Source organism: Mycobacterium sp. SVM_VP21 (assembly GCA_024758765.1).
GTDB classification, from domain to species: Bacteria; Actinomycetota; Actinomycetes; order Mycobacteriales; family Mycobacteriaceae; genus Mycobacterium; species Mycobacterium heraklionense_C.
In genome coordinates this window covers 4,824,297-4,849,153 of record CP101406.1, presented here as the reverse complement: position 1 = coordinate 4,849,153, position 24,857 = coordinate 4,824,297, and the positions used below count along the sequence as shown (strand labels likewise).

At 66.7% G+C, this 24,857-nt stretch carries 20 protein-coding genes, 1 tRNA gene, 1 rRNA gene and 2 pseudogenes; 15 read left to right on the top strand and 9 right to left on the bottom strand.

Annotated elements, in window-relative coordinates:
• Positions 1-6: 6 nt before the first annotated feature.
• On the bottom strand, positions 7-3,243 hold the full coding sequence (locus NM962_22665; GenBank protein UVO12585.1) for a KR domain-containing protein: 3,237 nt from the start codon (positions 3,241-3,243) through the stop codon (positions 7-9).
• 468 nt (positions 3,244-3,711) lie between these two features.
• Here NM962_22665 and NM962_22660 point away from each other — a divergent pair, with 468 nt between their 5' ends.
• A complete protein-coding gene (locus NM962_22660; GenBank protein UVO12584.1) occupies positions 3,712-4,527 on the top strand; it encodes a hypothetical protein in 816 nt (271 codons plus the stop codon).
• Positions 4,528-4,589: 62 nt separating this feature from the next.
• Here the strand turns inward: NM962_22660 and NM962_22655 are convergent, their stop codons facing one another.
• The 3 genes from NM962_22655 to NM962_22645 form a co-directional block, all read right to left on the bottom strand.
• Positions 4,590-6,194 carry a TIGR04141 family sporadically distributed protein gene (locus NM962_22655; GenBank protein UVO12583.1) on the bottom strand — a complete coding sequence of 535 codons (1,605 nt, stop codon included), beginning with the start codon at positions 6,192-6,194 and terminating at the stop codon, positions 4,590-4,592.
• A 257-nt stretch (positions 6,195-6,451) separates the two neighbouring features.
• Positions 6,452-7,303 (bottom strand): nucleotidyl transferase AbiEii/AbiGii toxin family protein, encoded by an 852-nt coding sequence (locus NM962_22650; protein ID UVO12582.1) that lies wholly within the window; start codon positions 7,301-7,303, stop codon positions 6,452-6,454.
• Positions 7,300-7,857 (bottom strand): hypothetical protein, encoded by a 558-nt coding sequence (locus NM962_22645; GenBank protein UVO12581.1) that lies wholly within the window; start codon positions 7,855-7,857, stop codon positions 7,300-7,302. The genes NM962_22650 and NM962_22645 overlap by 4 nt, the downstream gene beginning before the upstream one ends.
• A gap of 211 nt (positions 7,858-8,068) precedes the next feature.
• Between NM962_22645 and NM962_22640 the strand changes: the two genes are divergently transcribed.
• Positions 8,069-8,141 (top strand) — tRNA-OTHER (locus tag NM962_22640).
• A gap of 292 nt (positions 8,142-8,433) precedes the next feature.
• On the opposite strand, the gene NM962_22635 is transcribed toward NM962_22640, so the two are convergent.
• From NM962_22635 to NM962_22615, 5 genes are all read right to left on the bottom strand, one after another.
• On the bottom strand, positions 8,434-9,591 hold the full coding sequence (locus NM962_22635; protein UVO14913.1) for a site-specific integrase: 1,158 nt from the start codon (positions 9,589-9,591) through the stop codon (positions 8,434-8,436).
• Positions 9,591-9,833, bottom strand: coding sequence for a helix-turn-helix domain-containing protein (locus NM962_22630; GenBank protein ID UVO12580.1), 243 nt, complete (start codon positions 9,831-9,833; stop codon positions 9,591-9,593). Before NM962_22630 ends, NM962_22635 begins: the two co-directional genes overlap by 1 nt.
• Positions 9,834-10,293: 460 nt before the next feature.
• Positions 10,294-11,073 carry a GntR family transcriptional regulator gene (locus tag NM962_22625; GenBank protein ID UVO12579.1) on the bottom strand — a complete coding sequence of 260 codons (780 nt, stop codon included), beginning with the start codon at positions 11,071-11,073 and terminating at the stop codon, positions 10,294-10,296.
• A 480-nt stretch (positions 11,074-11,553) separates the two neighbouring features.
• The gene (locus NM962_22620; GenBank protein ID UVO12578.1) at positions 11,554-12,009 is read right to left on the bottom strand and encodes a hypothetical protein; all 456 of its coding nucleotides are present in this window, start codon (positions 12,007-12,009) and stop codon (positions 11,554-11,556) included.
• 18 nt (positions 12,010-12,027) lie between these two features.
• A complete protein-coding gene (locus tag NM962_22615; protein UVO12577.1) occupies positions 12,028-12,321 on the bottom strand; it encodes a hypothetical protein in 294 nt (97 codons plus the stop codon).
• Positions 12,322-12,440: 119 nt separating this feature from the next.
• On the opposite strand from NM962_22615, the gene rrf reads away from it, so the two are divergent.
• The 13 genes and pseudogenes from rrf (at position 12,441) to NM962_22550 (ending at position 24,787) form a co-directional block, all read left to right on the top strand.
• A 5S ribosomal RNA gene (gene rrf / locus NM962_22610) occupies positions 12,441-12,553 on the top strand.
• A gap of 620 nt (positions 12,554-13,173) precedes the next feature.
• Positions 13,174-13,797: pseudogene (locus tag NM962_22605) on the top strand (hypothetical protein).
• Positions 13,798-13,854: 57 nt separating this feature from the next.
• Positions 13,855-14,817: an HAD hydrolase-like protein gene (locus NM962_22600; protein UVO14912.1), complete on the top strand. Its 963-nt coding sequence runs from the start codon at positions 13,855-13,857 to the stop codon at positions 14,815-14,817.
• Between the two features lie 28 nt (positions 14,818-14,845).
• Positions 14,846-15,031 carry a hypothetical protein gene (locus tag NM962_22595; protein ID UVO12576.1) on the top strand — a complete coding sequence of 62 codons (186 nt, stop codon included), beginning with the start codon at positions 14,846-14,848 and terminating at the stop codon, positions 15,029-15,031.
• Between the two features lie 7 nt (positions 15,032-15,038).
• Positions 15,039-15,845, top strand: coding sequence for a TlyA family RNA methyltransferase (locus NM962_22590; GenBank protein UVO12575.1), 807 nt, complete (start codon positions 15,039-15,041; stop codon positions 15,843-15,845).
• Positions 15,842-16,774 (top strand): NAD kinase, encoded by a 933-nt coding sequence (locus tag NM962_22585; protein UVO12574.1) that lies wholly within the window; start codon positions 15,842-15,844, stop codon positions 16,772-16,774. The genes NM962_22590 and NM962_22585 overlap by 4 nt, the downstream gene beginning before the upstream one ends.
• Positions 16,775-16,787: 13 nt before the next feature.
• Positions 16,788-18,602: a DNA repair protein RecN gene (gene recN / locus NM962_22580; protein ID UVO12573.1), complete on the top strand. Its 1,815-nt coding sequence runs from the start codon at positions 16,788-16,790 to the stop codon at positions 18,600-18,602.
• Between the two features lie 80 nt (positions 18,603-18,682).
• Positions 18,683-19,864, top strand: a complete 1,182-nt coding sequence (gene steA / locus NM962_22575) for a putative cytokinetic ring protein SteA (protein UVO12572.1) — start codon at positions 18,683-18,685, stop codon at positions 19,862-19,864.
• Positions 19,865-19,901: 37 nt separating this feature from the next.
• Positions 19,902-20,861 (top strand): copper transporter, encoded by a 960-nt coding sequence (locus NM962_22570; GenBank protein UVO12571.1) that lies wholly within the window; start codon positions 19,902-19,904, stop codon positions 20,859-20,861.
• 141 nt (positions 20,862-21,002) lie between these two features.
• The gene (locus tag NM962_22565) at positions 21,003-22,811 is read left to right on the top strand and encodes a CTP synthase (protein UVO14911.1); all 1,809 of its coding nucleotides are present in this window, start codon (positions 21,003-21,005) and stop codon (positions 22,809-22,811) included.
• Positions 22,804-23,427, top strand: a complete 624-nt coding sequence (locus tag NM962_22560) for an NUDIX hydrolase (GenBank protein UVO12570.1) — start codon at positions 22,804-22,806, stop codon at positions 23,425-23,427. The genes NM962_22565 and NM962_22560 overlap by 8 nt, the downstream gene beginning before the upstream one ends.
• Positions 23,424-24,404, top strand: coding sequence for a site-specific tyrosine recombinase XerD (gene xerD / locus NM962_22555; GenBank protein UVO12569.1), 981 nt, complete (start codon positions 23,424-23,426; stop codon positions 24,402-24,404). Before NM962_22560 ends, xerD begins: the two co-directional genes overlap by 4 nt.
• 254 nt (positions 24,405-24,658) lie before the next feature.
• Positions 24,659-24,787 (top strand): annotated as a pseudogene (locus NM962_22550) (2Fe-2S ferredoxin).
• Positions 24,788-24,857 lie beyond the last annotated feature (70 nt).

Sequence of the window (24,857 nt, the reverse complement as noted above, 5' to 3'; positions counted from 1 at the left end):
TTCCCACTAGATCCCGTCCCATCCGGCCGGAGCCGATTCCACGCTGTCGAACAGCTCGTTCAAAACACTGTCGGCCGGCTCGGGCAGCTCACCGTTGGTGGCCGCCGCGTTGCCGCTGACATCTTCCTGCGGCAGCAGCTTGCCGGTCAGGTGCGCCGCCAGTGCCGCAGTTGTCGGGTGATTCCATAGCATGGTGGCCGACAGCTCCATGCCGACCAGCTGTTCGATGTCACGGCGGACCGCCATCGCCATCACGGAGTTCAGACCGAGTTCGGCGAACGGCCGGTCCAGCTGTAGCTCAGCCTCCGACATGCGAAGCTCGCGCGCCAGAATGCTGCGCAACCCGATTTCCAACTCGCTCAGTATCTCATCGGCGGGCAGTTGCGCCCAGTCTCGGACCGGTCCGACGCCACCGGAAGCGGACTCCCCGGGCTTTCCTTCCCTGGGCAGCGGCACCATCACGGCCTGCGCGACGTCGTAGTGCTCGACGTGGTCCCAGGCGGCAAAGGCTTCCGCCGGGGTGATGGGCCGCGAGCCCATCCGTTCCAGTTCGTGCAGCACCACGTGCGCCTCGGAGCCGAAGCCCAGGCCCTTCCACGCCACCCAGTCCAGGCTGACGCTGTGGCAGCCCAGCTTGTGACGGGCACGGGCCAAGCCGTCCAGGTAGGCGTTGGCGCTCGCGTAGGCACCCTGACCAGGAACCCCGAACACCGCTCCGGCAGCTGCGGTCATGAAGAAGAAGTCCAGGCTTCCGGGCGGGAAGAGCTCGTTCAGCACCTGGGCGCCCGCGACCTTGGGCCACAGGGTGTCGCGCAGCCGCTCGGCCTCGACCTCGGTGAGCAGTTGGCCCTCGGTGATACCGGCGGCGTGGATGATACCGCGGATCGGCGGAGCGCCGGCGGCGTCGCGGCGGGCCAACAAGTCGGTCACCGCGGCCCGGGATCCGACATCGAGCCCGACCACGTCAACGGTGACACCGCGCCGCTCCAACGCCCGGACGGCGGCGATCTTGTTCCGCACGCCGTCCTCGATCTCCTCGGAGTCCCAGTCGCGCCGGGGCGGCAAGGCGCTGCGGCCGGCCAAGATCAGGCGCCGGGCACCGCGGTCGGCCAGCCATCCGGCCATCAGCAGGCCGAGCGCTCCCATACCGCCGGTGATGAGGTAGGCGCCGTCAGGCTGGCACACCATCGGCTGGCGCTGCGGCGGACCGGAGATCGGAGTGAACGCGGGTGTCAGGAACTGGTCGTCACGCCACGCCAGGATGGACTTGGCCGGCGTGCGCAGGATGCTCGACAGCGCCGCAGCGCTCGCGGCCGTATCGACGCTGTCATCGCTGGGCAGGTCCACCAGCCCGCCGCAGAGTTGGGGCTGCTCTGCCCGGATCACGCCCGCCATTCCCCACAGGCAGCTCTGACGCACCGCAGCGGCGGAGGCGGCCTCGTGGACGCCGTGGGTGACGATCCACAGGGCTGGCGGGTGGACGTCGCGGTCGGCCAGGGTGGCCACCAGGTCGGCCACCTCACCGGCCAGTCGGGCCGCGCAGTCCAGGTCGGATTCGTCTGTGGGGCCCGGGTCGGCGACATAGACGACGTTCTGGGCCTCGGTGATCCCGACACTGTGGTGACCCGCTGCGTTCAGTCCGTCGCGCAGACGCTCGGCGGCGGCACCGGTACCGACCACCGTCAGGGTTCCCGGCTGAGTCGGGGTTTGCAGTTCGGCGTCCCAGGGCTGCCAGTCGATCGCGTGGGCGATCGAGCTCGGGTCGTCGGCCGCGGTGGCCGAGTTCAGCGCCGTGTAGCGCAGCCCGCGGATCTCGACGCACCGGGCGCCGTCGGCGGTGGTCACGGCGAGGTCGACGATGAGTTCGCCCTCGCCGCCGTCGCGCCGGAGCACAGTGACTCCGGCCCGGCCGTCAGTGGGCGCGTCTCCGAAACGGACATCGTCAACCGAGGCGGGCACCATCAGCTCGGGGTTGGCCTGGTCGACCAGGCGGGCGACGTGCAGGGCAGCGTCGAGCAGCGCGGCCGTGCCGGACTGCGCGGATGCGACGTCGGCATGCAACTCCGTCGCGGTGGCGCGGCCGGAGGTCAGCGACCACTCAAACGGGCGTCCCTCACTACCCCAGGTGAGCCACAGCGCGGTCACCGCGTCGTCGTCGAAGGAGGTTCCGCTATCACCGTTGGTGAGCATGGAATCAGCATCGGGCCCAACGGATTCGCCGCACGGCGTGATGCGGGCGCTGAGGTGTTTGACCCAGCGGGCGCCCGCGTCGTCGGAAACCGCCTTCGAGGAGACCGTCACTGATTCGCCGTCGGCGACCACCTGGATGGTCCGCGGCCGGTCGACGATGATCGGGTGCTCGAAACGGATCTCGCTGACCGCCGAGTGGCCGCTGGCCTCTAACGCGGCATCCGCCAGGGTTTGCAGCAGTACCGACGCCGGGACCAGCTCCACCCCGTTGTTGCGGTGGCTGCCCGGGTATGGCTTGGTCTCCGGCGACAGCCGGGCTTGCCACAGGTGGACGGTCGGTGTGCTGCCGATCTTGATGTGGGTGCCCAGCAGCAGTCCCGGCCGCGGCGCGGATTCTGCTGCGGTGATGGCACTTTCGACCACAAGCCAGTGGTGGGTGTGTCGCCACGGGGTAGCCGGCAGCACCGGGTAGGGGCCAGACGGGTGCGGTAGTTCGCGAGGACTCACCGGGTGTGCGCTGTTGAGATGCTGATGGAAAGCGACCGTGTCATCACCGTCGCGCACCAGGGTGGCGACGCTGCAGTGCGGCACCGCGTCCAGGATCTCATCAATGGTGTGGGTCAGGATCGGGTGCGGGCTGATCTCAATGAAGGTGCCGTACTTGTCCCCTGCGGCGGCAACCGCCTGATTCACCCGGGCCGGCTGGCGCACATTGTCTGCCCAGTAACCGGCGTCGAGCATCGGGGTCGGTCCGAGTGGATCGACCACGGTGGACAGGAATGGGATTTGTGGCATTTGTGGGGTGATGTCGGCTAGTTCGGCGCGCAGCTCGTCAAGGATCGGATCCATGAACGCGGTATGGGAAGCCACTTCCATATTCACCCGCCGCGCAAACCGCTCCTGGGCAGCCACCGCAGCAATCACCGCATCCACATCCGCCGGCGCACCAGCCACCACCGTCTGCCGCGGCGACAAATACCCCGCCACCTCAACACCGGGATAACCCGCCAACAACTCACCGGCAGCAACGGCATCCAACTCCAACAACGCCACCGCACCGCATTCAGCACACCGCGGACTCAGCCCAGCCGAGTTCGCCCTACAGTGGACCACGACCCACCAACCCCAAGCCGCATAGCGACTGGACCAGAAACCGGGTCCCCCTCAGCACAGCGGTTGGCCTCGATTCCGGGTGTCAGCGGTGACGTATTTCCCAGACTTGAGGGGTTGCCCGTCAGGTATTTAACCAGCTGGGCCGCGAGGGCCTCGGGAAACGTCAAGAGCGTGGTGTCGTAGCGCGCTGCTATAACCGACGTATCTTCAGCGTTATGAATGTGATTGGGGCTACCGATGTCATCGAAGTCGAGGCGCGGCGATAGGCGCCCCCAGGTGCTGGGTCTCATCACTCATCGCGGCGACAAACGTCCATGCGGAATCTGCGGGGTCCGGAAGCGCATGACGCAGTCGCACGTCCCATCTCGTTGCGCGGGCAACGAGATGCTAGTCAAGCGGTGTCGTCTCATGGTGAACAAGGACGAGGTCGATGTGGGCCGTCAAGACCTTGGCGGCATCCACCTCTACGGCTTATGCGGTGACTGTAATAGTCAGGCTGGCCAGTACGACAAGGCCTATGGTGATTTCGCTCAACAGATGCGGCCTCACTGGGTCAAATCCTGGCAGATACATGTCCCTCCGCTGATGTCGATGCCATCGGTGGTCTTCGACCCCGGTGCTGTCGTGCGGTCCATCCTGTTGGGTATGTGCGCCACTGGGCCGCTAATTCGTCGCCACTGGCCCGATTGGCCAGGTCAGTTGGCCAGCGGAATCCCTTTGGAGATGCCGCCAGAGCTACGTCTGTACCTCGCCGTTACGCGAGGTGTGACAGCTCGGGTTGCGGGGCCAATCGCTGGATTTCCCGTCGCGGGCCGTCGCCTGCGCCATGACAGCTCGGGTAATCCTGTCGGAATCAACGCCGTTGCGTCTGTCTACTTTCCCCCGCTGGCATGGGAGCTGATCTACCCGGGAGAAACGGTACTTACCGATGATCGGTGGGCCAACGTCACCAGCTGGACCACCATAAAGCCGGGAGACACCCACGTGCTCAGCGAGCTCGTTCCGGTGCTGCCTGCAGTCAGTCACCCCTGGCATGATCCAACACGCAACCGACATTGGGTCGAGCTTTTCAGCTCCGAGATAACGCCTATCGTCGAATGCGCCAATGTCGAAGGGGGGCGTCCCGACCTGCGTGCGCCCTCGACGTTGGAGAAGCGCGCATACATCAGCACGGAGATGTTCAACGAGCTGCTCCGTAAGCGGAGCATGACACCGCGGCGCTGAAAGTTTGGTGGTATGGACGGCCACGCTCGTCGCTCTTCAGGCTATCGTGATGGGCCGAGCGCTTATGCGACTATATCGATCCTCGATACCGATAGGCCGAATCCGAGGCTCAAAATTTGCTTACCCTGCTGCATCAAATTGAGCTTGCTGAAGAATGGCAGCCAATCCGCACCGGTCTTATCCGAATTAGCGATTACGGCGTAGGAGACCACGTACTTGGATCGATGAACGCTCTGGTCGCTCGCAGGGATGAGACTTAACCACTTATCCTTCTCGGCAGGGCCGACTGATTCCTCGATCTTCGCGCGGACCTTGTCGCGATACGTCCCGTCGCTAACGAAGGTTGTCGCACCGATCGCACCTTGCGCAAACAGATGGCTGAGCGTCGAAGACCGCGATTTGCGCTTGATGTGGATGAACTCGCCCCCAGCAGTTAGCAAATCGCAGAGTTCGATCCCCGACGAAGCTCCGCCTGGAACCTGGATCTTGGCATCCAAGCAGAGCATCTCGGCCCCAGCCTCGCTCGCCATGCGCTTGTTGTACGCCGGCTCGGTTTCCCCAATGTTCGAGCTCACCAATGTTGTCTGGGGCGCCGACAGGCCCGCTGCGAATGCGTCGACCTCTTGAGCGAGGGTTTCGCTCACCGCGAGCCAGTTGCCTTCGATGAGAACGTACAACTGGCCATTAACTCGCTGCTCGGAGATCAGGCAGTTGTACAGCGTCCAGCGTCCGTCGTATTCACCCGAGCGGAGGAACTTCACCGAAACTCGCCGACCCTTGAGGATCGAAACCGTCATCTTTGACCGGCCGTCTCCGATTGATTCGAGGTATTCGTCGAGGTCGAGATCGAGGAAGACTGTTCGGCTGCTGGTGATCTTGAATGACTCGATTTCTCCCCAGTCGATTGGCTCTGGCATCGCCATGTGCGTCCCAGAGGTGTCACCTTCTACTAGCTGCTGGGCCAGCTGCCCGTCGAGTGCGTCGATCAATCCACGGTCGGTGACGAGCGACAGGTGGTCGATCCACGCAAAATTGTCCTTATAGGTCTCCTCAGAGAATGCCTCCAGAACTTCGCCGAGTACTTTCTCCAGCTCCGACGCCTTCGTTGTTGTGCCGAGGACCAGCGCGTCAGCTCCGGAGAGGCGCTTTGACAGCGATGTGTCTCGTGGCTCACCGGTCACCGCTCTGAGAATGTCTCTCGACACGTCGACGCCGAAGGTCGGCAAGTCGGTGCTCTTGCTTGCCTGCAATGTACGGGTCACAACGAGATCTTCAAACGTCTTGGTATCCATACTCCGAAGCTGCGTGGGATCAATCCGGTTGAGCGCCACTCTGAGCCCGAACTGCCGCTCGACCTTGGACATGTCCAGCAGACTTCGGCCGTAGCCGAAGGTGAGCGCGAAATGGCGACCGTGGGCATCCACGATCAGCACGCCGGATGCTGAAGATGAGGACAGATCTGGCAGCGTCGGCGCGATCTCCTTGACATATGACACCCAAGCGGGCCGCGTCGGTGGTTTCGACACAAAGTAGAACGTTCCGCTGATGCCGATCTCTTCGTTCAGCGGCACCGCGGTAGGCGACTTGTCCTTAGTGATTGCTTCGCCGAAATCAGAGATAGGCTGCAGCAGAAAGATAGTCAGTCGTTGCGTTTTCACGCTAGTCACGCCACGCCATGCTAATAGGACCAGAGCTCATGCGGCGTCGCTCCAACGCCTCAGCAACATGACACACCGCCGCTCCGACCCGAAAGTAGTTGCTGGACGCTAACATGCGAAAGTCCCAGCATAGCTGCGTACAGCACAATTGGCTGATAGTTTTTGCATGCCACTACTGGAATTCGCGGATTAGATGACATAGCGGTGCTCGGAGCTTTGGGATGACTACGCTGGCGGGTGCTCAGTCGCGCTGATATGTGCGCTGCTTATTCGGGCCCGCGGGCGAATACAGGATTGAGAACCTCGCAGACCCGCATGATCTGGTCGTCGAGGTTCTCCTCGCAGGCGGATTCCAGGTGTTCCTTGCGGCGCCATGCAGCCCATTTGGCCTGTGCGACTGCGCCGTAACCGGCCAGGTGCGGGGCGACAGGCTCGAGGGTGACGCCGCGGTGGCGCGCGACAGCTCGTGCCGACCGGAGAAGCTCGTCGGGGTCGATGCCTTGGCGGGCCAGTGCCACGATGTCGACGTAGTCTCGCCAGCGGGTGCTGGTGATGCCGCGTTCGAGGATGGTGACGCCCTTTTCTGCGATGGTTGTCTCGGCCGCGTAACCGAGGAGCGTGATCGGTTCGCCAAGGATTCGGTCGATGGTTACCAGCCGCGGTGGCGGCACTATCGGGTCGCCGGTGGATACGTCCCACACGGCGGTGCCGTGCCACTGCCCGATTGAGGCGGCGACTCGTAGGCGCAAACCGGGGTAGTCGGCGTGCTCGCGGATCTCCTGCACGCTGATCGTGTCGGTGTCGAACACCACTCCGTCATCGACATCGATCCCGGCGATGTCACAGACCACCTGGGTGAGATGCTCGGCGGTTACCTCCGCGGCCACGGCGTTGGCATCGGTGTCCTTGGTGGGGCGTCGCACCCCGTAGGCGGCCAACAGAATGCCACCTTTGAGGACGAAGTCGCCGGCATGTGGGGTACGGGTAAGTCGATCCAGGAACGATTCGAGCGTGTGCCGGATCACGTATTCCTGCGTTGGTGTGCTGGCCGCGCTTTTCGCTGCTGCGGAACGTGCGGCGGCCTGGATTTCGCGGAACACTGCGTCGCCGGAGATCACCCCAGCATCTCCAATGCCTGAAGGACAGGAGATTTTGCCCGGGGTAGTTGCGACGCGATCTCGATCAGCCGGGCTGGTTTGCCGCCCCGGCGTAGCCACTCCCGTAGCGCATCGCGCGCCAGTTCGTATCCGACGTCGCCGCGCAGGCGGAACGCGTCGGCGATCGACCGTTCGGGGGAGTAGATCCCGATCGTTTGATCCGATCCCGGGATGGCGATCTCTTTGCGTCCGATCTCAAACGTGGCCCGATCGAAGTGGTGCCACGCGATCGCGCCCGTGCTGGCCGGTGTTCGCGACCCGCGGGGGATCGCGACGTCCAGCGCGGCGGGTATCGCATCGGTCAGATCGTGGTAGACGAGGGCGGAGGTCAGGCAGATCGTCGCCTCCGGGCGACGTGTGGCGGCTTCGATCTGATCCCAGTCGGCGGCGGACGCCTTGGCGGGTAAGTAGATGCCGCGGGCGATGCGGTCCAACCGGCCCGCCCAGGCGTCGCGGTAGAGCCCGCTACGTGAGAGGCCGGCCCGCGTCGCGGTGCTCGGGGTGAGGGCTTCCACGGCGGTACCTCCTCTCCATGGAACGGCTGATACGAAACGTTTACAGCTAATACTACCTGTAGACGTTCCGTATCGGACCTAGTCGGGGCGCGTTGGAACGACACGTTCCACCTGTCGAAGCCCGATGTGTCACAGCGATGTCACAAGAGCTGCACCCAAACCCATAGCCCAACGCACTGAAAGTGCAGGTCAATGGAGTAGAGCCTAGTTCGGCGACCTGGGGAAACGTGTCCGCCTGCGAACTGAAAAGCGGAAGGTCGCCGGTTCGATCCCGGCCCTGGCCACTGGGATTGAGCTGCACGGACTCGGTGATGTCACGCTTTCGCTGATGCGGCGTGTCCGGTTTCTGTCCGTTCGTCTGCTTCGTGACTGGCGCCGGGCCCGTTGTCGGCTTCCAGGATGCAGCACGCACACGCTCTACTATTGCGGACTTCGTGGGACGGCGACTGGCCACCTCGCGAGCCGCTGGAAGGTGAACCTCGATATTCTCCGCCGGCCGACAGGGACCCTCACGCTTCTGCTGGACCGCAGGCCGTAGCCGCCGGTGTTGAGGTGCACAGACGCGACGATGGAACTCTATGGCTGATTCGGCGTATCCGGTTCCTGTCGGTTTCCTTTGGCCCCGTCCGACGCGTGGAGCCGGTCGAGGTTGACCGCCACCTGGTCGAGCTCATCGGAGTACAGATCGCTGTAGATGTTGGCGGTGACGGTGGGCGTGGAGTGCCCCATGGTCTTCTGGACGTAGCGCAAATCGGCGCCCGAGGCCCGGGCCAAGCTCGCGTAGGTATGGCGCAGATCGTGGATCGTCAACGGTGCCAGGTGCGTCGTCTGCAAAGCGCGAGACCAGTGGGTGTGGCGACGCCAGTTGTTGGATCGCAGGAAGCCGCCGTTGGGTGATGTGATGGCTTGCTCGGCCGGCGCACGGCCGGCGACGCGCGCCTTGAGCAGCTCGACGACGACCTGGGGGAGCGGGACGGTCCGCACGGCCGCACGGGTTTTCGGCGGGCCGACGATGATGTGCCCTTCCACCTCGGGTGCGGCTTGGCGCACGTAGAGCCTGCGTGCCTCCAAGTCGACATCGCCCACGCGCAAGCCCACCAGCTCAGACCACCGCAGTCCGGTGTAGGCCAGGATTGTGACGACGTCGCCTTGGTCACCGCATGCCGCAGCCAGGGCCGCAACTCCGGCGGTGGTGAGGTAACGGTGGCGTTCCCGTACCGGTAACCGTCCCGCCGATACGCCCTGTGCCGGGTTGCTGTGGATCCGGCCCTCCTCGCGTGCCATGTCGAGTATCGACCGCAAGAGCCGCAGCGTGGACATCTTGGCCCACGGGCCCACGGTCAGGGCGTCGACGAAGACCTGGACGTCCCTGCGGCTGATCTCATCGACGGGGACATGGCCGAAGCGTGGGCCGATGCGCAGCTGCCAGTGCTGGGTGTAACCGCTCCATGTCTTGGGGGATACGGCCGGGCGTTTCGATGCGCTGTATTGCGTCCAGATCGCCGAGAGATGGACCCGGCCGAGGCGCGGATCGAAACGTCTGGTTCCCAGGGCCACTTCACTATCCCTGTCGGCCTTGAATGCCCGCGCTTCCCGTAGCGTGGCGAATGTCGACGATGTTTCTACCCACCCGGACGGTGAGTTGGAGTCGCGGACCAGGTAGCGCACTTGATAGCGGGCTTGGCCGGCGGCGTTGGTCCGCTTTCGGATTCCGGGAGGTAGTGAGCCGGCCATTAGCGTCGCACCCGGTGTAGCCATGTGCGGACTTCGGCTGCATCCCAACGTCTTACCCGATCAGAAAGTGCGTAGCACGGTGGCCCCACTTCCTGGCCCTGGTCGCGCATCGCGCCCCAGCGGCTGACGGTGGCCGTGGACACGCCAAGCAAGTCAGCGACCTGCTCGGCCGTCAACAGCTCCGGAAATACGGCGGCCGCGGGTGCGAAATCCTCCTGGTGGGGCACCTTCGATACAAGCATTGGTCAAGCCTTTCGGGAACTGCTCTATATAGGTTCATCCTACCTAGTTAACTAGAGCGGTGCAACGTATCGCAGGAGATTGTTTGTCCGAAATGCAACGACGCGAGAACCCAAGGGGGACAGTCGAAGCAGATCAATGCGGTCCATCCCAACATCGGGGACGAGTCACGACTTGTGAGTGGGGTTGGGCATCATCATTTCCATCAATGCCCGGCACCCATCAAACCGCAGCGAGAACCACATTCACTCCAGGAAGCGACCCACCCGCCTCGCGCAACCCCCACCTGAACGGCCAGGCGGAACCGGGCCGGAGCCGCGGAGCGGCGCAGGCCGTGTTTCGGCTGGGATCAAAAGACGTGCCACACCAGCCAAGGTGCCTTGAGAGACTCGACGAGGGCGACGCGGGGACCCGCATCATGACCGGCGCCTCTGTAGTCGAGGCGTCCAGGGATGGTGTGGTTCAGCGGGCTGGGAACTCGTATTCGAGGACGTAGGCGGATGCGACCTTGACGCTGGCGCAGACTTCAACGGCCACGTCGTTGGTGTCGTAGGCGGTCCGCAGCACACTCAGAACGGGAACCCCTGACTCCAGCTGCAACTCACGGCGTTCTTCGGGGGTGGGCATCCGAGCGGTGACTTCCTCGGTGAAACGTGCGATGGCGTGGCCGGTTTCCTCCAAGCGGGCGTAGATGCCACCCGGTCCGGTATCGGCCTCGGTGATCTGCGCATCTTCGGCAATCGTCAAGGGTAGGTAGGAGACGGCCGTCTCAATGGGTTGCCCATCGGAGAGGTAGCGCCATGACCACGCGACGACCTTATCAGCGGCCGACACCTGAAGACGTTCGGCCACAAGCTGGTTCGTTTTCTTCCGGGTCACTGCGATCCGGTCGACTTCCGGCGAGTACCCAGGTTCCTCGACTCCGACGTCGGATGCGGTGTTGCCGTCGGCTCGGTGTTTCCGCGCGAAGCGATCGGATGCCACGCGTCGGATCTGAGGCGCCGGGCGGACGAACACGCCGCGGCCGCGCTCGGCGATCACCAGCCCTTCGGCACGAAGCTCTTGGACCGCTTGCCGCACCGTCATACGTGCCACACCGAAATGCTCGATCAACTCAGTCTCCGACGGCAGCCGCGCCCCGGGGGCTAGCCGGCCCGAGCGGACGCCCTCGCGCAGCATGCCCGCGATCTGCCGATAGGGCGGGCTGTCCACGGTCCGATCGACCTGACCAAGTTCGAGCACTTACCCGCCTCCCGCCACCACATCTAGACGACTAGCTTAGAGGGCCGGCCCACCTGTGTCACTCCTCATGCCGGGGCCGCCTGGAGGGCGCCGATGCAGTAGTCCACAGCCGCGCACACAGTTTGGGGCTTTCCGGACGGGGCTGAATATGGCTCTAACTGGGAGAACGCGTCACGATAGTTAACGCTGGCTGTCGGTCGCCGACGCAAGTTTGTGTCCAAAGTGTGTCCACGGTTGGGCACGCTAGGCCATCACCTGCGCTCAGGGACTAGCGCTCGTAGACGTCCTCATCGACGCACCTTCCGCACCGGGGGCATATCCACACGCGGTCGACCACCTCGCCATCGCCGTTGCGGTCCACGAGCGTGTATGGCGCATCCTTTCCGCATTGCGGGTGGGTAGCGAGCGCCTTCTTGATGATCTTCGGTGCCATCAGATACTCAACGAATTCGGGTGACCGAGCCTGCTCCTGGTCCCGGATCAGTAGAGTTCGGTGCTCCAGTTTTGCGGATCGTCCGACTCGTCTTGCTGGTTGTGCCAAGTGATATCGAAGGTCTTGTCGACACCCATGGCGCTGAAGGTGTCTAACTTCACCTGGGCCCTTGAGTGGACGACGGCGAAGCTAGCCTCGTGCTCACTGTTGCGGATCGTCGGGCTTCTGACCACCACGCTGTAACGGTTAGCATCCGACGGATTCCGCAGAAAGGTCTGCGCATTAGAAGGCTGGATGAGTTCCCACATATCGGGGGACGCTAGCGCGCCGCTTCGCGCCTCGTGGACGATTCTCGCAATCTCGGCGTCGTCGACCGTGAGACCCATATCCCTGAGCTGCTGTCGGACGCTGTGGATCGCATCATGCTCGGTTCCATCGAGTGGGACTCGAAACCCCTTGGAGAGACTTTCGAAGAAGTCGGAATTGAACTTGAAGTCAGCCATGACCGCTGCTGCCCCTCTCTAGAGCCGTCTCAGTGTGCCGGCATTCGACCGACGCCAGTGGTTGCCGCTGGCATCGGAGAAGCTCACGGTGGCCTCGATGTCGACGGTGTTGACGTGCTGCTGGTTCTCATCCAGAGGGAACTGCTGGTCCTTTTCGTCCACCCAGCGCGTGACGAACGATGTACTGAACCCGGGTGCCGGCGGCAGCACCCGCGTCACGGCATCGGAAAGCCTCGGTTGAGCTTGGGGGAATCCGCGCATGTGCGCGGACTCGAGCTTCACATCCAAAATCGGCATGCTGCCGTGATTCACGCATCCAACGTAATACTCCGGGTTGCGTCCAGCAGAGTGGTGTACGAGTCGGACCTGATCAGCGGGACCGGCGTGTCGTTGCCGAATGATTGAAGGTCATCGCGTGATTCTTCGAGAGACCCGTCAAAAATAGCGACAGGGAAACGCCCGGTCCCATCCCGAACCCGGAAGCTAAGCCTGTCAGCGCCGATGATACTGCCCACACGGGTGGAAAAGTAGGACACCGCCGAACACAACATTAAGCCCTGTGCCCCCCAAGAAATTGGGGGGCACAGGCATTTCCCGGGGGCACAGGCATTTCCCGCATGTCCCATTGTTCTGCGCGAACAGATCGCGTGAATGCGACCGTGTCAAGGGGTCGGCGATCCCCGCCGTATCCTTTTCGGTAGCACTGTTACGACCGGAGGGCGCGAGGTGGCCGAACACGGCAATGGCGGCGACGGGCCGCGAGGCGGCAGGAGCGCCGGCGATGCCGGGCGCCGTGGCCGGCCCGGGCAATCCGGAGGCCGCCCCGGGCAGTCCGGTGGTGGTTCGTTCCGGGGATCCGGCGATCAGCGTCGGACAACCCGAGGTGCGGGACCGGACCGCGATCGTCGTTCCCAGCCGCCGCGCGACCGCGATGGCAGCGCGCGACCGCCAAGGGACCGCGATGGTTCGTGGACTCCCCGCGACCGCGACGGCGGCCCGCGACCTCAGCGTGACCGCGACGGAGCCTCGCGGCCGCCGCGCGACTTCGACCGTTCTTCGCGCCCGCGGCGCGACTTCGAGAGCACGTCGCGACCCCCGCGCGCTGCTGGCGAGGAAACGTCCCAGCGTTACGACGACCCGCCGCTGCCCGAAGGGATCGAACCCAAGCAGTTGGCTCCGGAAGTGCGACGGGAGCTGAGCACGCTCAACCGGGCCACCGCCGACGCGGTGGCCTGCCACCTGGTCGCCGCCGGCATGCTGCTCGACGACAATCCGGAAGCGGCACTGCTACACGCCAAGGCGGCTCGGTCCCGCTCAACGCGGATCACCGCCGTCCGCGAAGCCGTCGGGATCGCCGCCTACCAGTGCGGTGACTGGACGCAGGCACTGGGCGAGTTGCGGGCGGCTCGGCGGATGGGCAGCAAGTCCGCGCTGTTGCCACTGATCGCCGACTGCGAGCGCGGCCTGGGCCGGCCCCAGCGAGCGATCGAGTTGGCCACCGGCCCGGATGCCGAGCAGCTCGAGGGTGACGAGGCCGACGAGATGCGGATTGTCGCCGCCGGTGCTCGCGCGGACCTGGGGCAGTTGGAGCAGGCACTGACGGTGCTCTCCTCGGCACCGAACGACCCGGACCGGACCGGCTCGACGGTCGCACGGCTGCACTACGCGCACGGCGAGACGCTGGTGGCACTCGGGCGCGAAGGTGAGGCGCTGGAGTGGTTCCTGCGCGCCGCTGCCGCCGACACCGAAGGCGTTACCGACGTCGAGGACCGCATCGCCGAACTGGGCGGCGGTGCGACCCTGGCCGAGGAATACGACTGCCTGCTACTGGATCTGGACGGCACGGTGTTCCGCGGTGGTGAACCCACTGCCGGCGCTGTCGAGACCCTGGCCGAACTGCAGAGCCGAAAGCTGTTCATCACCAACAATTCGTCGCGCGGTGCGGACGAGGTCGCGGCACATCTGAACCAGCTGGGCTTCACCGCCACAGCCGAGGACGTCGCCACCAGCGGCCAGATCGCGGCAGGCCTGCTGGCCGGCCAGCTGCCCGCCGGGTCGCGAGTCTTGGTGCTGGGTGCGGAGTCGCTGGCGGCCGAGATCGGCGCCGTCGGTTTGGAAGCGGTGCGCCTGGCCACCGACGAACCCGCCGCCGTCATCCAGGGCCTGTCCACCGAGCTGGGCTGGGCCGATCTGGCCGAGGCGGCGCTGGCGATCCGCGCCGGGGCGCTGTGGATGACCACCAACGTCGACAAGACGCTGCCGTCGGAGCGGGGTCTGCTGCCGGGCAACGGCTCGATGGTGGCCGCCCTGCGTGCCGCGACCGACGCCGAACCGCAGGTGGCCGGCAAGCCGGGCCCGGCGCTGCTGACCGCGGCGCTGACCCGCGGCGAGTTCTACGCACCGCTGGTGGTCGGCGACCGGCTCGACACCGACATCGCCGCGGCCAATGCCGCTGCGCTGCCCAGCCTGATGGTGCTCACCGGAGTGAACTCCGCCCGTGACGCCGTCGGCGCGGTCGCCGAGCATCGGCCGACCTACCTCGGCCATGACCTGCGGGCGTTGAACGTCGGCGCCGGCAAGCTGGCGATCGGGTCGCAGCCGGCCTGGGACGTACAGGTGGATGGCACCACCGTGACCGTCGCCGCCGGGCAACCCGAGGAAGACGGTGATGGCCTGTCGGTCGTCCGTGCGCTCGCATCCGCGGTGTGGGACGCCGAGCTGGCCGCGCGCACGTTCACTGTTGCGGCCGCCGATGACACCGCCGACGCGGCGCTGCAACAGTGGTCGCTGCTCGGCACGTGGCCTTAATCGGCATCGGCTAGCGTGAGTGGCACCCATGAACAGTGAGATTGAGGACGTCCGAGCACGCATCGCGGCAGTGCTGGCCGAGTTGCCCGGCGAAGCCGAGCTGGCCGACCTGCCGGCCCACAGCGATCTCGGTGATTTTCAGGCCTTGGCGCAGCGGCTCGAAGAGGCCCACCAGGTGTTGGTGCGGGCGCTGGAGTCGGTAGAGAAGGGCTGAGTCAGGCATGTCGCGGCGTGCTCGGGTCGACGCCGAACTGGTCCGGCGCGGATTGGCGCGGTCTCGCCAGCAGGCCGCCGAATTGATCGAGGCCGGCAAAGTCACCATCGACGGCATCCCGGCGGTCAAGCCCGCCACCGCCGTGGCGGTGACCGCGGCGCTGGCGGTGGTGGACGACGGCGAACGCAGTTGGGTGTCGCGCGGGGCGCACAAGCTGATCGGCGCCTTGGACACGTTCGGTATCGCCGTTGCCGACCGGCGGTGCCTGGACGCCGGCGCCTCGACCGGCGGATTCACCGAAGTGCTGCTGGACCGGGGTGCGGCCCGGGTGGTCGCCGTCGACGTCGGCTACGGGCAGTTGGCCTGGTCGTTGCGCACCGACCCGCGGGTGGTGGTCATCGAACGCACCAACGTCCGAGGTCTGACGGTCGACGCCATCGGCGGGCCCGCGGAGCTGATCGTTGCGGACCTGTCGTTCATCTCGCTGGCCACGGTATTGCCCGCGCTGGCTGGCTGTGCGTCACCGGACGCCGATATCGTGCCAATGGTGAAGCCGCAGTTCGAAGTCGGACGACAACAGGTGGGGTCTGGCGGTGTGGTGTCCGACCCGGCCCTGCGGGCCGACGCGGTCGTATCGGTGGCGCACCGCGCCGAAGAACTGGGGTGGGGCACCGTCGCCGTCACCGCCAGTCCGTTGCCGGGACCTTCCGGCAACGTCGAATACTTTCTGCATCTGCGCGCCAGTGCCGCGCCGCTGACCGGTGACGCGTTGCGCGCCGCCGTGCAGGATGCCGTCGCGAGGGGTCCGCAATGACCAGTGGAGATCATCAACGCACCGTGCTGCTGGTGGTGCACAGCGGTCGTGAAGAGGCCACCGACACCGCCCGCCGGGTCGAGAAGGTGCTCGACGAACACGGCATCGCGCTGCGCGTGCTGACCGCCGAAGCCGTCGACAAGGGTGCGCTGCACGCGGGGGCTGACGAAGGTCGCGAGATCGGTGTCGCGATCGACCTGGTGGATCCCGACAACGGGGCGGCCGAGGGTTGCGAACTGGTCTTGGTTCTCGGCGGTGACGGCACCTTCCTGCGCGCGGCGGAGCTGGCCCGCAGCGCCGACATCCCGGTACTGGGCGTCAATCTGGGCCGAATCGGGTTTCTGGCCGAAGCCGAGGCCGACACCATCGACCAGGTGCTGGACAAGATCATCGCCCGCGACTACCGGGTGGAGGACCGGATGACGCTGGACGTCGTGGTGCGCGCCGACGGCGAGATCGTCGACAGCGGGTGGGCGCTCAACGAGGCCAGCATGGAGAAGGGCCCCCGGCTGGGTGTGCTGGGCGTCGTCGTCGAGGTGGACGGCCGGCCGGTGTCGACGTTCGGCTGCGACGGGGTGCTGGTGTCAACCCCGACCGGATCCACCGCCTATGCGTTCTCCGCCGGCGGACCGGTGCTCTGGCCCGACCTGGACGCCATCCTGGTGGTGCCCAACAACGCTCACGCGCTGTTCGCCCGGCCCATGGTCACCAGCCCCGAATCGATCATCGCGATCGAAGTCGAAAGCGACGGCCACAATGCACTGGTGTTCTGCGACGGTCGCCGCAAGATGCTGGTGCCCGCCGGTGGCCGCCTGGAAGTGCAGCGCGGTGTCAGCCCGGTGAAGTGGGCGCGGCTGGGTCGCTCGCCGTTCACCGACCGTCTGGTGCGCAAATTCCGGCTGCCGGTCACCGGCTGGCGCGGACAGTAGGGGTGCGCCTCCGGTGCTGACTGAGATCCGTATCGAGTCCCTGGGCGCCATCAGCGCAGCCACCGCTGAATTCGACCGCGGACTGACCGTCCTGACCGGCGAGACCGGCACCGGCAAGACGATGGTGGTCACCGGGCTGCACCTGCTCGGTGGTGCTCGCGCCGACGCCAACCGGGTGCGTTCCGGTGCCAACCGTGCCGTGGTGGAGGGCCGGTTCTGCACCGCCGACCTGGCGCAGGCCGCAGCCGGGCAGATCGACGAACTGCTCGAGGCCGCCGGAGCCGAGCGCGACGAGGACGGCACGGTGATCGCGGCCCGCTCGGTCAGCCGCGACGGTCCCTCACGGGCCTACCTGGGCGGGCGCGGGGTCCCGGCCAAATCGCTGACCGGGTTCACCGGCAGCCTGCTGACGTTGCACGGCCAAAACGATCAGCTGCGGTTGATGCGCCCGGACGAGCAACGTGCGGCGCTGGATCGCTACGCCGCGGTGGGCGCCCGGCTGGAGCGCTACCGCGCCGCGCGCGAGGCCTGGCAATCGGCACGACGCGAGTTGGTCGAACGCCGCGACCGCGCCCGGGAACTGGCTCAGGAAGCCGACCGGCTCACGTTCGCGCTGCGGGAGATCGATGCCGTCGAGCCTCGGGCCGGGGAAGACGACGCGCTGACCGCCGAGATTCGGCGGCTCTCCGAGCTCGACGCGTTGCGTGCCGCGGCCTCCGGTGCGCGGGCGGCCCTGGCCGGAGCCGACGACGCGCTCGATGCAGCCGACGGGCCGAACTCGGCAACCGATCGGCTGGGGCAGGCGAAGGCGGCGTTGAGCGGCACCGACGACACCGCGCTGCAGGCGTTGGGCGATCAGCTCGGCGAGGCGCTCACCGTGGTGGGTGACGTGGCCCGCGAACTCGGCAGTTATCTCGATGATCTGCCCACCGGCGCCGATGCGCTCGATGCCAAGTTGGCCCGCCAGGCCGAGCTGCGCAGCCTGACCCGCAAGTACGCCGCCGACATCGACGGGGTGCTGGCCTGGGCGGCGCAATCCCGGGAACGGCTGACCCAGCTCGACGTCTCCGAGGAAGCGCTCGCCGAGCTGGCGCGCCGGGTCGACGCGCTGGGAGAGCAGGTGGCCAAGGCCGCCACCGACCTCAGTGCCGCGCGCACCAAGGCGGCTGGCGGACTGGCCAAGGCGGTCAGCGCCGAACTGTCCGGGTTGGCAATGGCCGATGCCGAATTCAGCATCGGGGTCAGCACCAGCCCGGCGGCCGCCGAGGACCCGGCCGCGTTGCGGTTGCCGTCGGGCCAGACGGTGCACGCCGGCGCCGACGGTATCGACGATGTCGAGTTCGGCCTGGCCCCGCACCGCGGCATGACGGTGCTGCCGCTGGCCAAGAGCGCCTCCGGTGGGGAACTGTCCCGGGTGATGCTGGCGCTGGAGGTGGTGCTAGCCACCTCATCGCGGCAGTCGGCCGGCACCACGATGGTGTTCGACGAGGTGGATGCGGGCGTGGGTGGACGGGCCGCGGTGCAGATCGGGCGGCGGCTGGCTCGCTTGGCCCGAACGCACCAGGTCATCGTGGTGACCCACCTGCCGCAGGTCGCGGCCTATGCCGACGTGCACCTGATGGTCGAGCCCACCGGGCGACAAGGCGCCAGCGGGGTGCGCCGGTTGGCGGACGACGCCCGGGTCGGCGAGCTGGCCCGGATGCTGGCCGGGCTGGGGGAGACCGACACCGCCCGGGCGCACGCGCGAGAGCTACTAGATGCCGCGCAAGAGGATCGGAACGCGGGCTCCGACAACGAAGCCGACGACAGGTCAGCGCCTTGTGACTGATGTGACTGATGAAACTTCTGGGGCTGGTGTTACGGCGCGCCTCCCGCGATTCTCCCGACTTCCCGGCCAGAATCGCGCCCATGAAGATGTCTGCGCTGCTGTCTCGTAACACCGCCCGGCCTGGCCTTGTCGGTACGGCTCGGGTTGACCACGACATCGACCGACTGCTGCGCAGGGTTGGCCCCGGCGACATCGTGGTCCTCGACATTCTCGACCTGGACCGGATCACCGCCGACGCCCTGGTGGAAGCCCAGATCGCCGGCGTCGTCAACGCCTCGGCATCGATCTCCGGGCGCTACCCGAACCTGGGACCGGAGGTGCTGGTCGCCAACGGCGTCACGCTGATCGACGAAGCCGGACCCACGGTGTTCAAGAAGATCCGGGACGGCGCCAAGATCCGCCTCTACAACGGCGCCGTCTACTCCGGCGACCGCCGGCTGGCCCGCGGCGTCGAACGCAGCGACGTCGAGATCGCCGACATGATGATCGAGGCCAAGAGCGGGCTGGTGGCCCACCTGGAGTCCTTCGCCGGCAACACCATCGAGTTCATTCGCAGCGAGAGCCCGCTGCTGATCGACGGCATCGGGATCCCCGAGATCGACGTCGACCTGCGACGTCGCCACGTGGTGCTGGTCGGTGACGAAGCTACCGCCACTGACGACCTCAAGTGCCTCAAGCCGTTCATCAAGGAGTACCAGCCGGTGCTGATCGGCATCGGTGCCGGAGCCGACGTGCTGCGCAAGGCCGGCTACCGCCCGCAGCTGATCGTCGGCGACCCCGACCAGATGAGCGCCGAAGTGCTGCGGTGCGGCTCGCAGGTCGTGCTGCCCGCAGACGCGGACGGCCACGCGCCCGGTCTGGAGCGCATCCAGGACCTGGGTGTCGGTGCCATGACCTTCCCGGCCGCCGGTTCCGCGATGGACCTGGCGCTGCTGCTGGCCGACCACCACGGTGCGGCGCTACTGGTGACGGCCGGGCACACCGCCAACATCGAGACGTTCTTCGACCGGACCCGTCAGCTGACCAACCCGTCGATGTTCATGACCCGACTCAAGGTCGGCGAGAAGCTGGTGGACGCCCGCGCGGTCGCCACGCTCTACCGCAACCGGATTTCGGCCGGCGCGATCGCGCTGCTGGTGTTGACCATGCTGATGGCGATCATCGTCGCGCTGTGGGTATCGCGGACCGACGCCGTGGTGCTCGAGTGGCTCGGGCACTACTGGCAGCACCTGTCGCAGTGGTTGCGGCACTGGGTGACCTAAAAGGGATCGACGCAAAAGGATCGGGGTCAGCACCGCCATGATCACCCCTCGCTACCACGCGATGTCGCTGACGGCAGTGCTGCTGGCACTGGTATTCGGCGTCGTCCTAGGTTCGGGACTGTTGTCGGGTCCGTTGATGGCCGGCATGCAGTCCGACAAGCAGGATCTGCGGGAGCAGGTCGACGCGCTGCGCGAACAGCACAACGCGCTGAGCGAACGACTGCGCAACGCCAACGATTTCGATGCCCAGATGGCGCCCCGGATGGTGCACGACGCGCTGACCGGGAAATCCACGGTGATCTTCCGGACCCCTGACGCGGCCGACGACGACGTCGAGGCGGTCTCGCGGATCATCGGGCAGGCCGGCGGAACCGTCACCGGAACGGTGACACTGACGGCGCAGTTCGTCGACGGCAACGCCGAGGAGAAGCTGCGTGCCGTGCTGGAGTCCGGGATCGTGCCGGCTGGCGCTCAATTGAGCACCAGCCTGGTCGACCAGGACGCCCAGGCCGGCGACCTGCTCGGGATCGCACTGCTGATCAACTCGCGCCGTCCCGAGCCCCCGACTCCGCCCGGCCCCGCTGTCGATGACACCGCCCGCGCCACCGTGCTGGCCGCGCTGCGCGACACCGGTTTCGTCACCTACGCCCAAGAGCGCTTCCCGGCCGCCAACGCCGCCATCGTGGTCACCGGCGGGGCGTTGCCGGAAGACGCCGGCACCGCCGGGTTGAGCGTGGCCCGGTTCGCCGCGGCACTGGCCCCGCACGGTTCGGCGACGGTGCTGGCCGGCCGCGACGGGTCGGCGTCGGGCACCGCGGCGGTGGCTATGGCACGCACCGATTCCGCGGTGGCCGGCACGATCAGCACCGTCGACGACGTGGACATCGAGTCGGGCCGGATCACCACCGTGATGGCGGTGAGCAGCCTGATCGGCGGGGGCCAGCCGGGCCAGTACGGCATCGGCCACGGCGCCGGCTCGGTCACCCTGGCGCAATAGCCGGCCGTATCACAGGCGGTGTTCGGGGGCGACTGGGCGTGTCTGGAGCCGGGACGCCGAGTCGATGTTAGGGTGAGATTCCGTGGGTCGGCAGGCCCTGAAGTTCCTGCGCCGTCGTCACGGAGGTTGGTGTTGCCACCACTGCGAAAGCATCCGCAAACCGAGCCGAAGCATCTCTTCGTCACGGGTGGAGTTGCGTCCTCGCTAGGTAAGGGTTTGACCGCAAGTAGCCTGGGCCAGTTGCTGATAGCCCGGGGACTGCAGGTCACCATGCAGAAGCTGGACCCTTATCTCAACGTCGACCCTGGAACGATGAATCCGTTCCAGCACGGCGAGGTGTTCGTCACCGAGGACGGTGCCGAGACCGACCTTGACGTCGGCCACTACGAGCGATTCCTGGACCGCGATCTGTCCGGTTCGGCGAATGTGACCACCGGCCAGGTGTATTCCACGGTGATCGCCAAGGAACGCCGCGGCGAATATCTCGGCGACACCGTGCAGGTGATCCCGCACATCACCGACGAGATCAAGCGGCGCATCCTGGCCATGTCGGAGCCCGACGCCGACGGCGTACGCCCCGACGTGGTGATCACCGAGATCGGCGGCACCGTCGGCGACATCGAGTCGCAGCCGTTCCTGGAAGCTGCCCGGCAGGTCCGCCACGACGTAGGCCGCGACAACGTGTTCTTCCTGCACGTGTCGCTGGTGCCGTATCTGGCCCCGTCCGGTGAGCTCAAGACCAAGCCCACCCAGCACTCGGTGGCCGCGCTGCGCAGCATCGGCATCACCCCCGACGCGCTGATCCTGCGTTGCGACCGCGAGGTGCCCGAGGCGCTCAAGAACAAGATCGCGCTGATGTGCGACGTCGACGTCGACGGCGTGATCTCCACCCCGGACGCACCCTCGATCTACGACATCCCCAAGGTGCTGCACCGCGAGGAGCTGGACGCCTACGTGGTGCGCCGCCTGAACCTGCCGTTCAAAGACGTCGACTGGACCGAGTGGGACGAGCTGCTGCGCCGTGTCCACGAACCCCACGAGACGGTGCGAATCGCCTTGGTGGGCAAGTACATCGACCTCTCGGATGCGTATCTGTCGGTGACGGAGGCGCTGCGGGCCGGTGGCTTCACCCATTTCGCGAAGGTCGAGATCCACTGGGTGGCCTCCGATGCGTGCGAAACCCCGGCCGGCGCTGCCGCCGCGCTGGGGGAGATGCACGGGGTCCTGATCCCCGGCGGGTTCGGAATCCGGGGCATCGAGGGCAAGATCGGCGCCATCGCCTACGCCCGCACCCACGCGCTGCCGGTGCTGGGACTGTGCCTGGGTCTGCAGTGCATCGTGATCGACGCAGCCCGCACCGCCGGGGTCACCCAGGCCAGCTCGGCGGAGTTCGACCCGGACACCCCCGACCCCGTCATCGCGACCATGGCCGACCAGCAGGAGGCGGTCGCGGGAACGGCCGACCTCGGCGGCACCATGCGGCTGGGCGCCTATCCCGCCGTGCTGGAAGCGGATTCGATTGTGGCCGAGGCCTATCAGGCCACCGAGGTCTCCGAGCGGCACCGGCACCGTTTCGAGGTCAACAACGCCTACCGCGACCGGATCGCCGAGAGCGGGCTGCGGTTCTCCGGCACCTCCCCGGACGGCAAGCTAGTGGAGTTCGTCGAGTACCCCCGCGAGGTGCACCCGTTCCTGGTGGGCACCCAGGCGCACCCCGAGCTCAAGAGCAGGCCCACGAGGGCGCATCCGCTGTTCGCCGCGTTCATCGGTGCGGCGATGGACTACAAGGCCGCCGAGCGGCTGCCGGTGGAGATCCCCGAGCACGCCCACGAGCCCCACGCCGCTGACCACGATGACGCCCAGAACGGAGCCGAGGGGCACGGCGGCAGTGCCCAGCCGTTGACCGACCCACTGCAAGAAGCGCTGCCGGAACACGTCACCCGTGGCTGACCACGTCTTCGAGACCACGTCGTCGCAGCTGCTGCACAGCGGCAAGATCTTTGCGCTGCGCCGTGACGAGGTCTTGATGCCGGGAGGCGCGACCGCCACCCGGGACGTGGTGGAGCACTTCGGGGCGGTCGCGGTGGTCGCCCTGGATGACGAGGGTCGAATCCCGCTGATCTACCAGTACCGCCACGCGCTGGGCCGGCGGCTCTGGGAGCTGCCCGCCGGCCTGCTCGACGTCGGTGGCGAGCCGCCGCACGTCACGGCCGGTCGCGAGCTGGTCGAGGAGGCCGGTCTGACCGCGACCACCTGGCAGGTGCTGGTGGACCTGGTCTCCACGCCGGGCTTTTCCGACGAGTCGGTGCGGGTGTATCTGGCCACTGGCCTGACCGAGGTGGGCCGACCGGAGGCGCACGACGAAGAGGCCGATCTGAGGTGCGAGTGGTATTCGCTTGCCGAGGCGGCCCGGATGGTGTTTTCCGGCGAGATCGTCAATGCCATTGCGGTGGCGGGGATTTTGGCCGCTCACGCGCACAGCCAGGGCTTAGCCGAGCTGCGTGACCCCGGCGCCGAGTGGGTGGATCGGCCAAAGGCGTTCGCGGCAAGGCAGAACCGGCCATGACGGCGGCGGCCCAGCCGGTGGGCCCGCTGGGCGGGCAGTTGCAGGGGTATCTGGACCACCTGACCATCGAGCGCGGGGTCGCGGCCAACACGTTGAGTTCCTATCGGCGCGACCTGCGCCGCTACCGCGAGCACCTGCTGGCCCGCGGGATCGAAGACCTGGCCGGCGTCGGCGAAGGCGACGTCACCGATTTTCTGGTGACGCTGCGTCGTGGCGACCCCGACAACGGCGTGCCCGGCCTGTCGGCGGTCTCGGCGGGGCGCGCGCTGATCGCGGTGCGCGGCCTGCACCGGTTCGCCGCCGCCGAGGGGCTGGTGGCGGCCGACGTGGCGCGCTCGGTCAAGCCGCCGACACCGGGGCGGCGCCTGCCCAAGAGCCTGACCGTTGACGAGGTGGCGGCGCTGCTGGCCGGTGCCGGCGGCGCTCCCCCGCAAGCGGGTGGTACCCCCAGCGAGGCTGACGGGCCGTTGACGCTGCGCAACCGCGCATTGCTGGAGATGCTGTACTCCACCGGATCCCGCATCTCGGAGGCCGTGGGAATGGACATCGACGATATTGATGTCGCAGACCGGTCGGTGCTGTTGCACGGCAAGGGCGGCAAGCAGCGATTGGTGCCGGTCGGCCGGCCGGCGGTCGCGGCGCTGGACGCCTACCTGGTGCGGGGCCGTCCGGAGCTGGCCGGCCGCGGCCGCGGTACCGCCGCGGTGTTCCTCAACGCCCGCGGGGGGAGGCTGTCGCGGCAGAGCGCCTGGCAGGTGCTGCAAGACGCCGCCGAGCGGGCCGGGATCACCGCCAAAGTGTCACCGCACACGCTGCGGCACTCATTCGCGACCCATCTGCTCGACGGCGGCGCCGACGTGCGGGTGGTGCAAGAGCTGCTCGGCCACGCCTCGGTGACCACCACCCAGATCTATACGTTGGTGACGGTCAACGCCCTGCGCGAGGTGTGGGCCGAGGCGCATCCTCGCGCGCGTTAGCCGCTGGGGCCTGTGTCGGCGGTCCAGCTTCGCCTCTCCTGCGTCGAGGCTCGCTGATATAGATCAAGTTGGTCCTTCTCAAATGCCTCCGGAGGTGTCAGGAAGGGATCTGTAACTGATTCCTTGTTGGGCCCGTGTGTTGGACTTTGACGGGTCTCTCGAAGAATCACGCGATGACCTTCAATCATTCGGCAACGACACGCCGGTCCCGCTGATCAGGTCCGACTCGTACACCACTCTGCTGGACGCAACCCGGGGCCAATGAAGAGGAGATGCTCGCGATGAACCCCGAGCGTCAGCCGACCTCCCGGCTGTCCTGCCAGATGCAGGTCTCTGAGGCGTGGGACGGTTTGATCGTCCATCTGCCCGAGTTCCAACTGTGATGACGAAAGAGAGGTGAGACGTGAGCAATATTCGCGAGGCAGTCACTGCCAAGGCTCAGGCAACAATTCC

What these genes read in the sequence shown, in the direction of transcription:
- NM962_22590 (UVO12575.1), top strand. Translation starts at nt 15,039, where the DNA reads ATGTCGCGGCGTGCTCGGGTCGACGCCGAACTGGTCCGGCGCGGATTG.
- NM962_22635 (UVO14913.1), bottom strand. Translation starts at nt 9,591, where the DNA reads ATGGCCGGCTCACTACCTCCCGGAATCCGAAAGCGGACCAACGCCGCC.
- NM962_22570 (UVO12571.1), top strand. Translation starts at nt 19,902, where the DNA reads ATGATCACCCCTCGCTACCACGCGATGTCGCTGACGGCAGTGCTGCTG.
- steA (UVO12572.1), top strand. Translation starts at nt 18,683, where the DNA reads ATGAAGATGTCTGCGCTGCTGTCTCGTAACACCGCCCGGCCTGGCCTT.
- NM962_22630 (UVO12580.1), bottom strand. Translation starts at nt 9,833, where the DNA reads ATGCTTGTATCGAAGGTGCCCCACCAGGAGGATTTCGCACCCGCGGCC.
- NM962_22595 (UVO12576.1), top strand. Translation starts at nt 14,846, where the DNA reads ATGAACAGTGAGATTGAGGACGTCCGAGCACGCATCGCGGCAGTGCTG.
- xerD (UVO12569.1), top strand. Translation starts at nt 23,424, where the DNA reads ATGACGGCGGCGGCCCAGCCGGTGGGCCCGCTGGGCGGGCAGTTGCAG.
- NM962_22620 (UVO12578.1), bottom strand. Translation starts at nt 12,009, where the DNA reads ATGGCTGACTTCAAGTTCAATTCCGACTTCTTCGAAAGTCTCTCCAAG.
- NM962_22585 (UVO12574.1), top strand. Translation starts at nt 15,842, where the DNA reads ATGACCAGTGGAGATCATCAACGCACCGTGCTGCTGGTGGTGCACAGC.
- NM962_22660 (UVO12584.1), top strand. Translation starts at nt 3,712, where the DNA reads ATGGTGAACAAGGACGAGGTCGATGTGGGCCGTCAAGACCTTGGCGGC.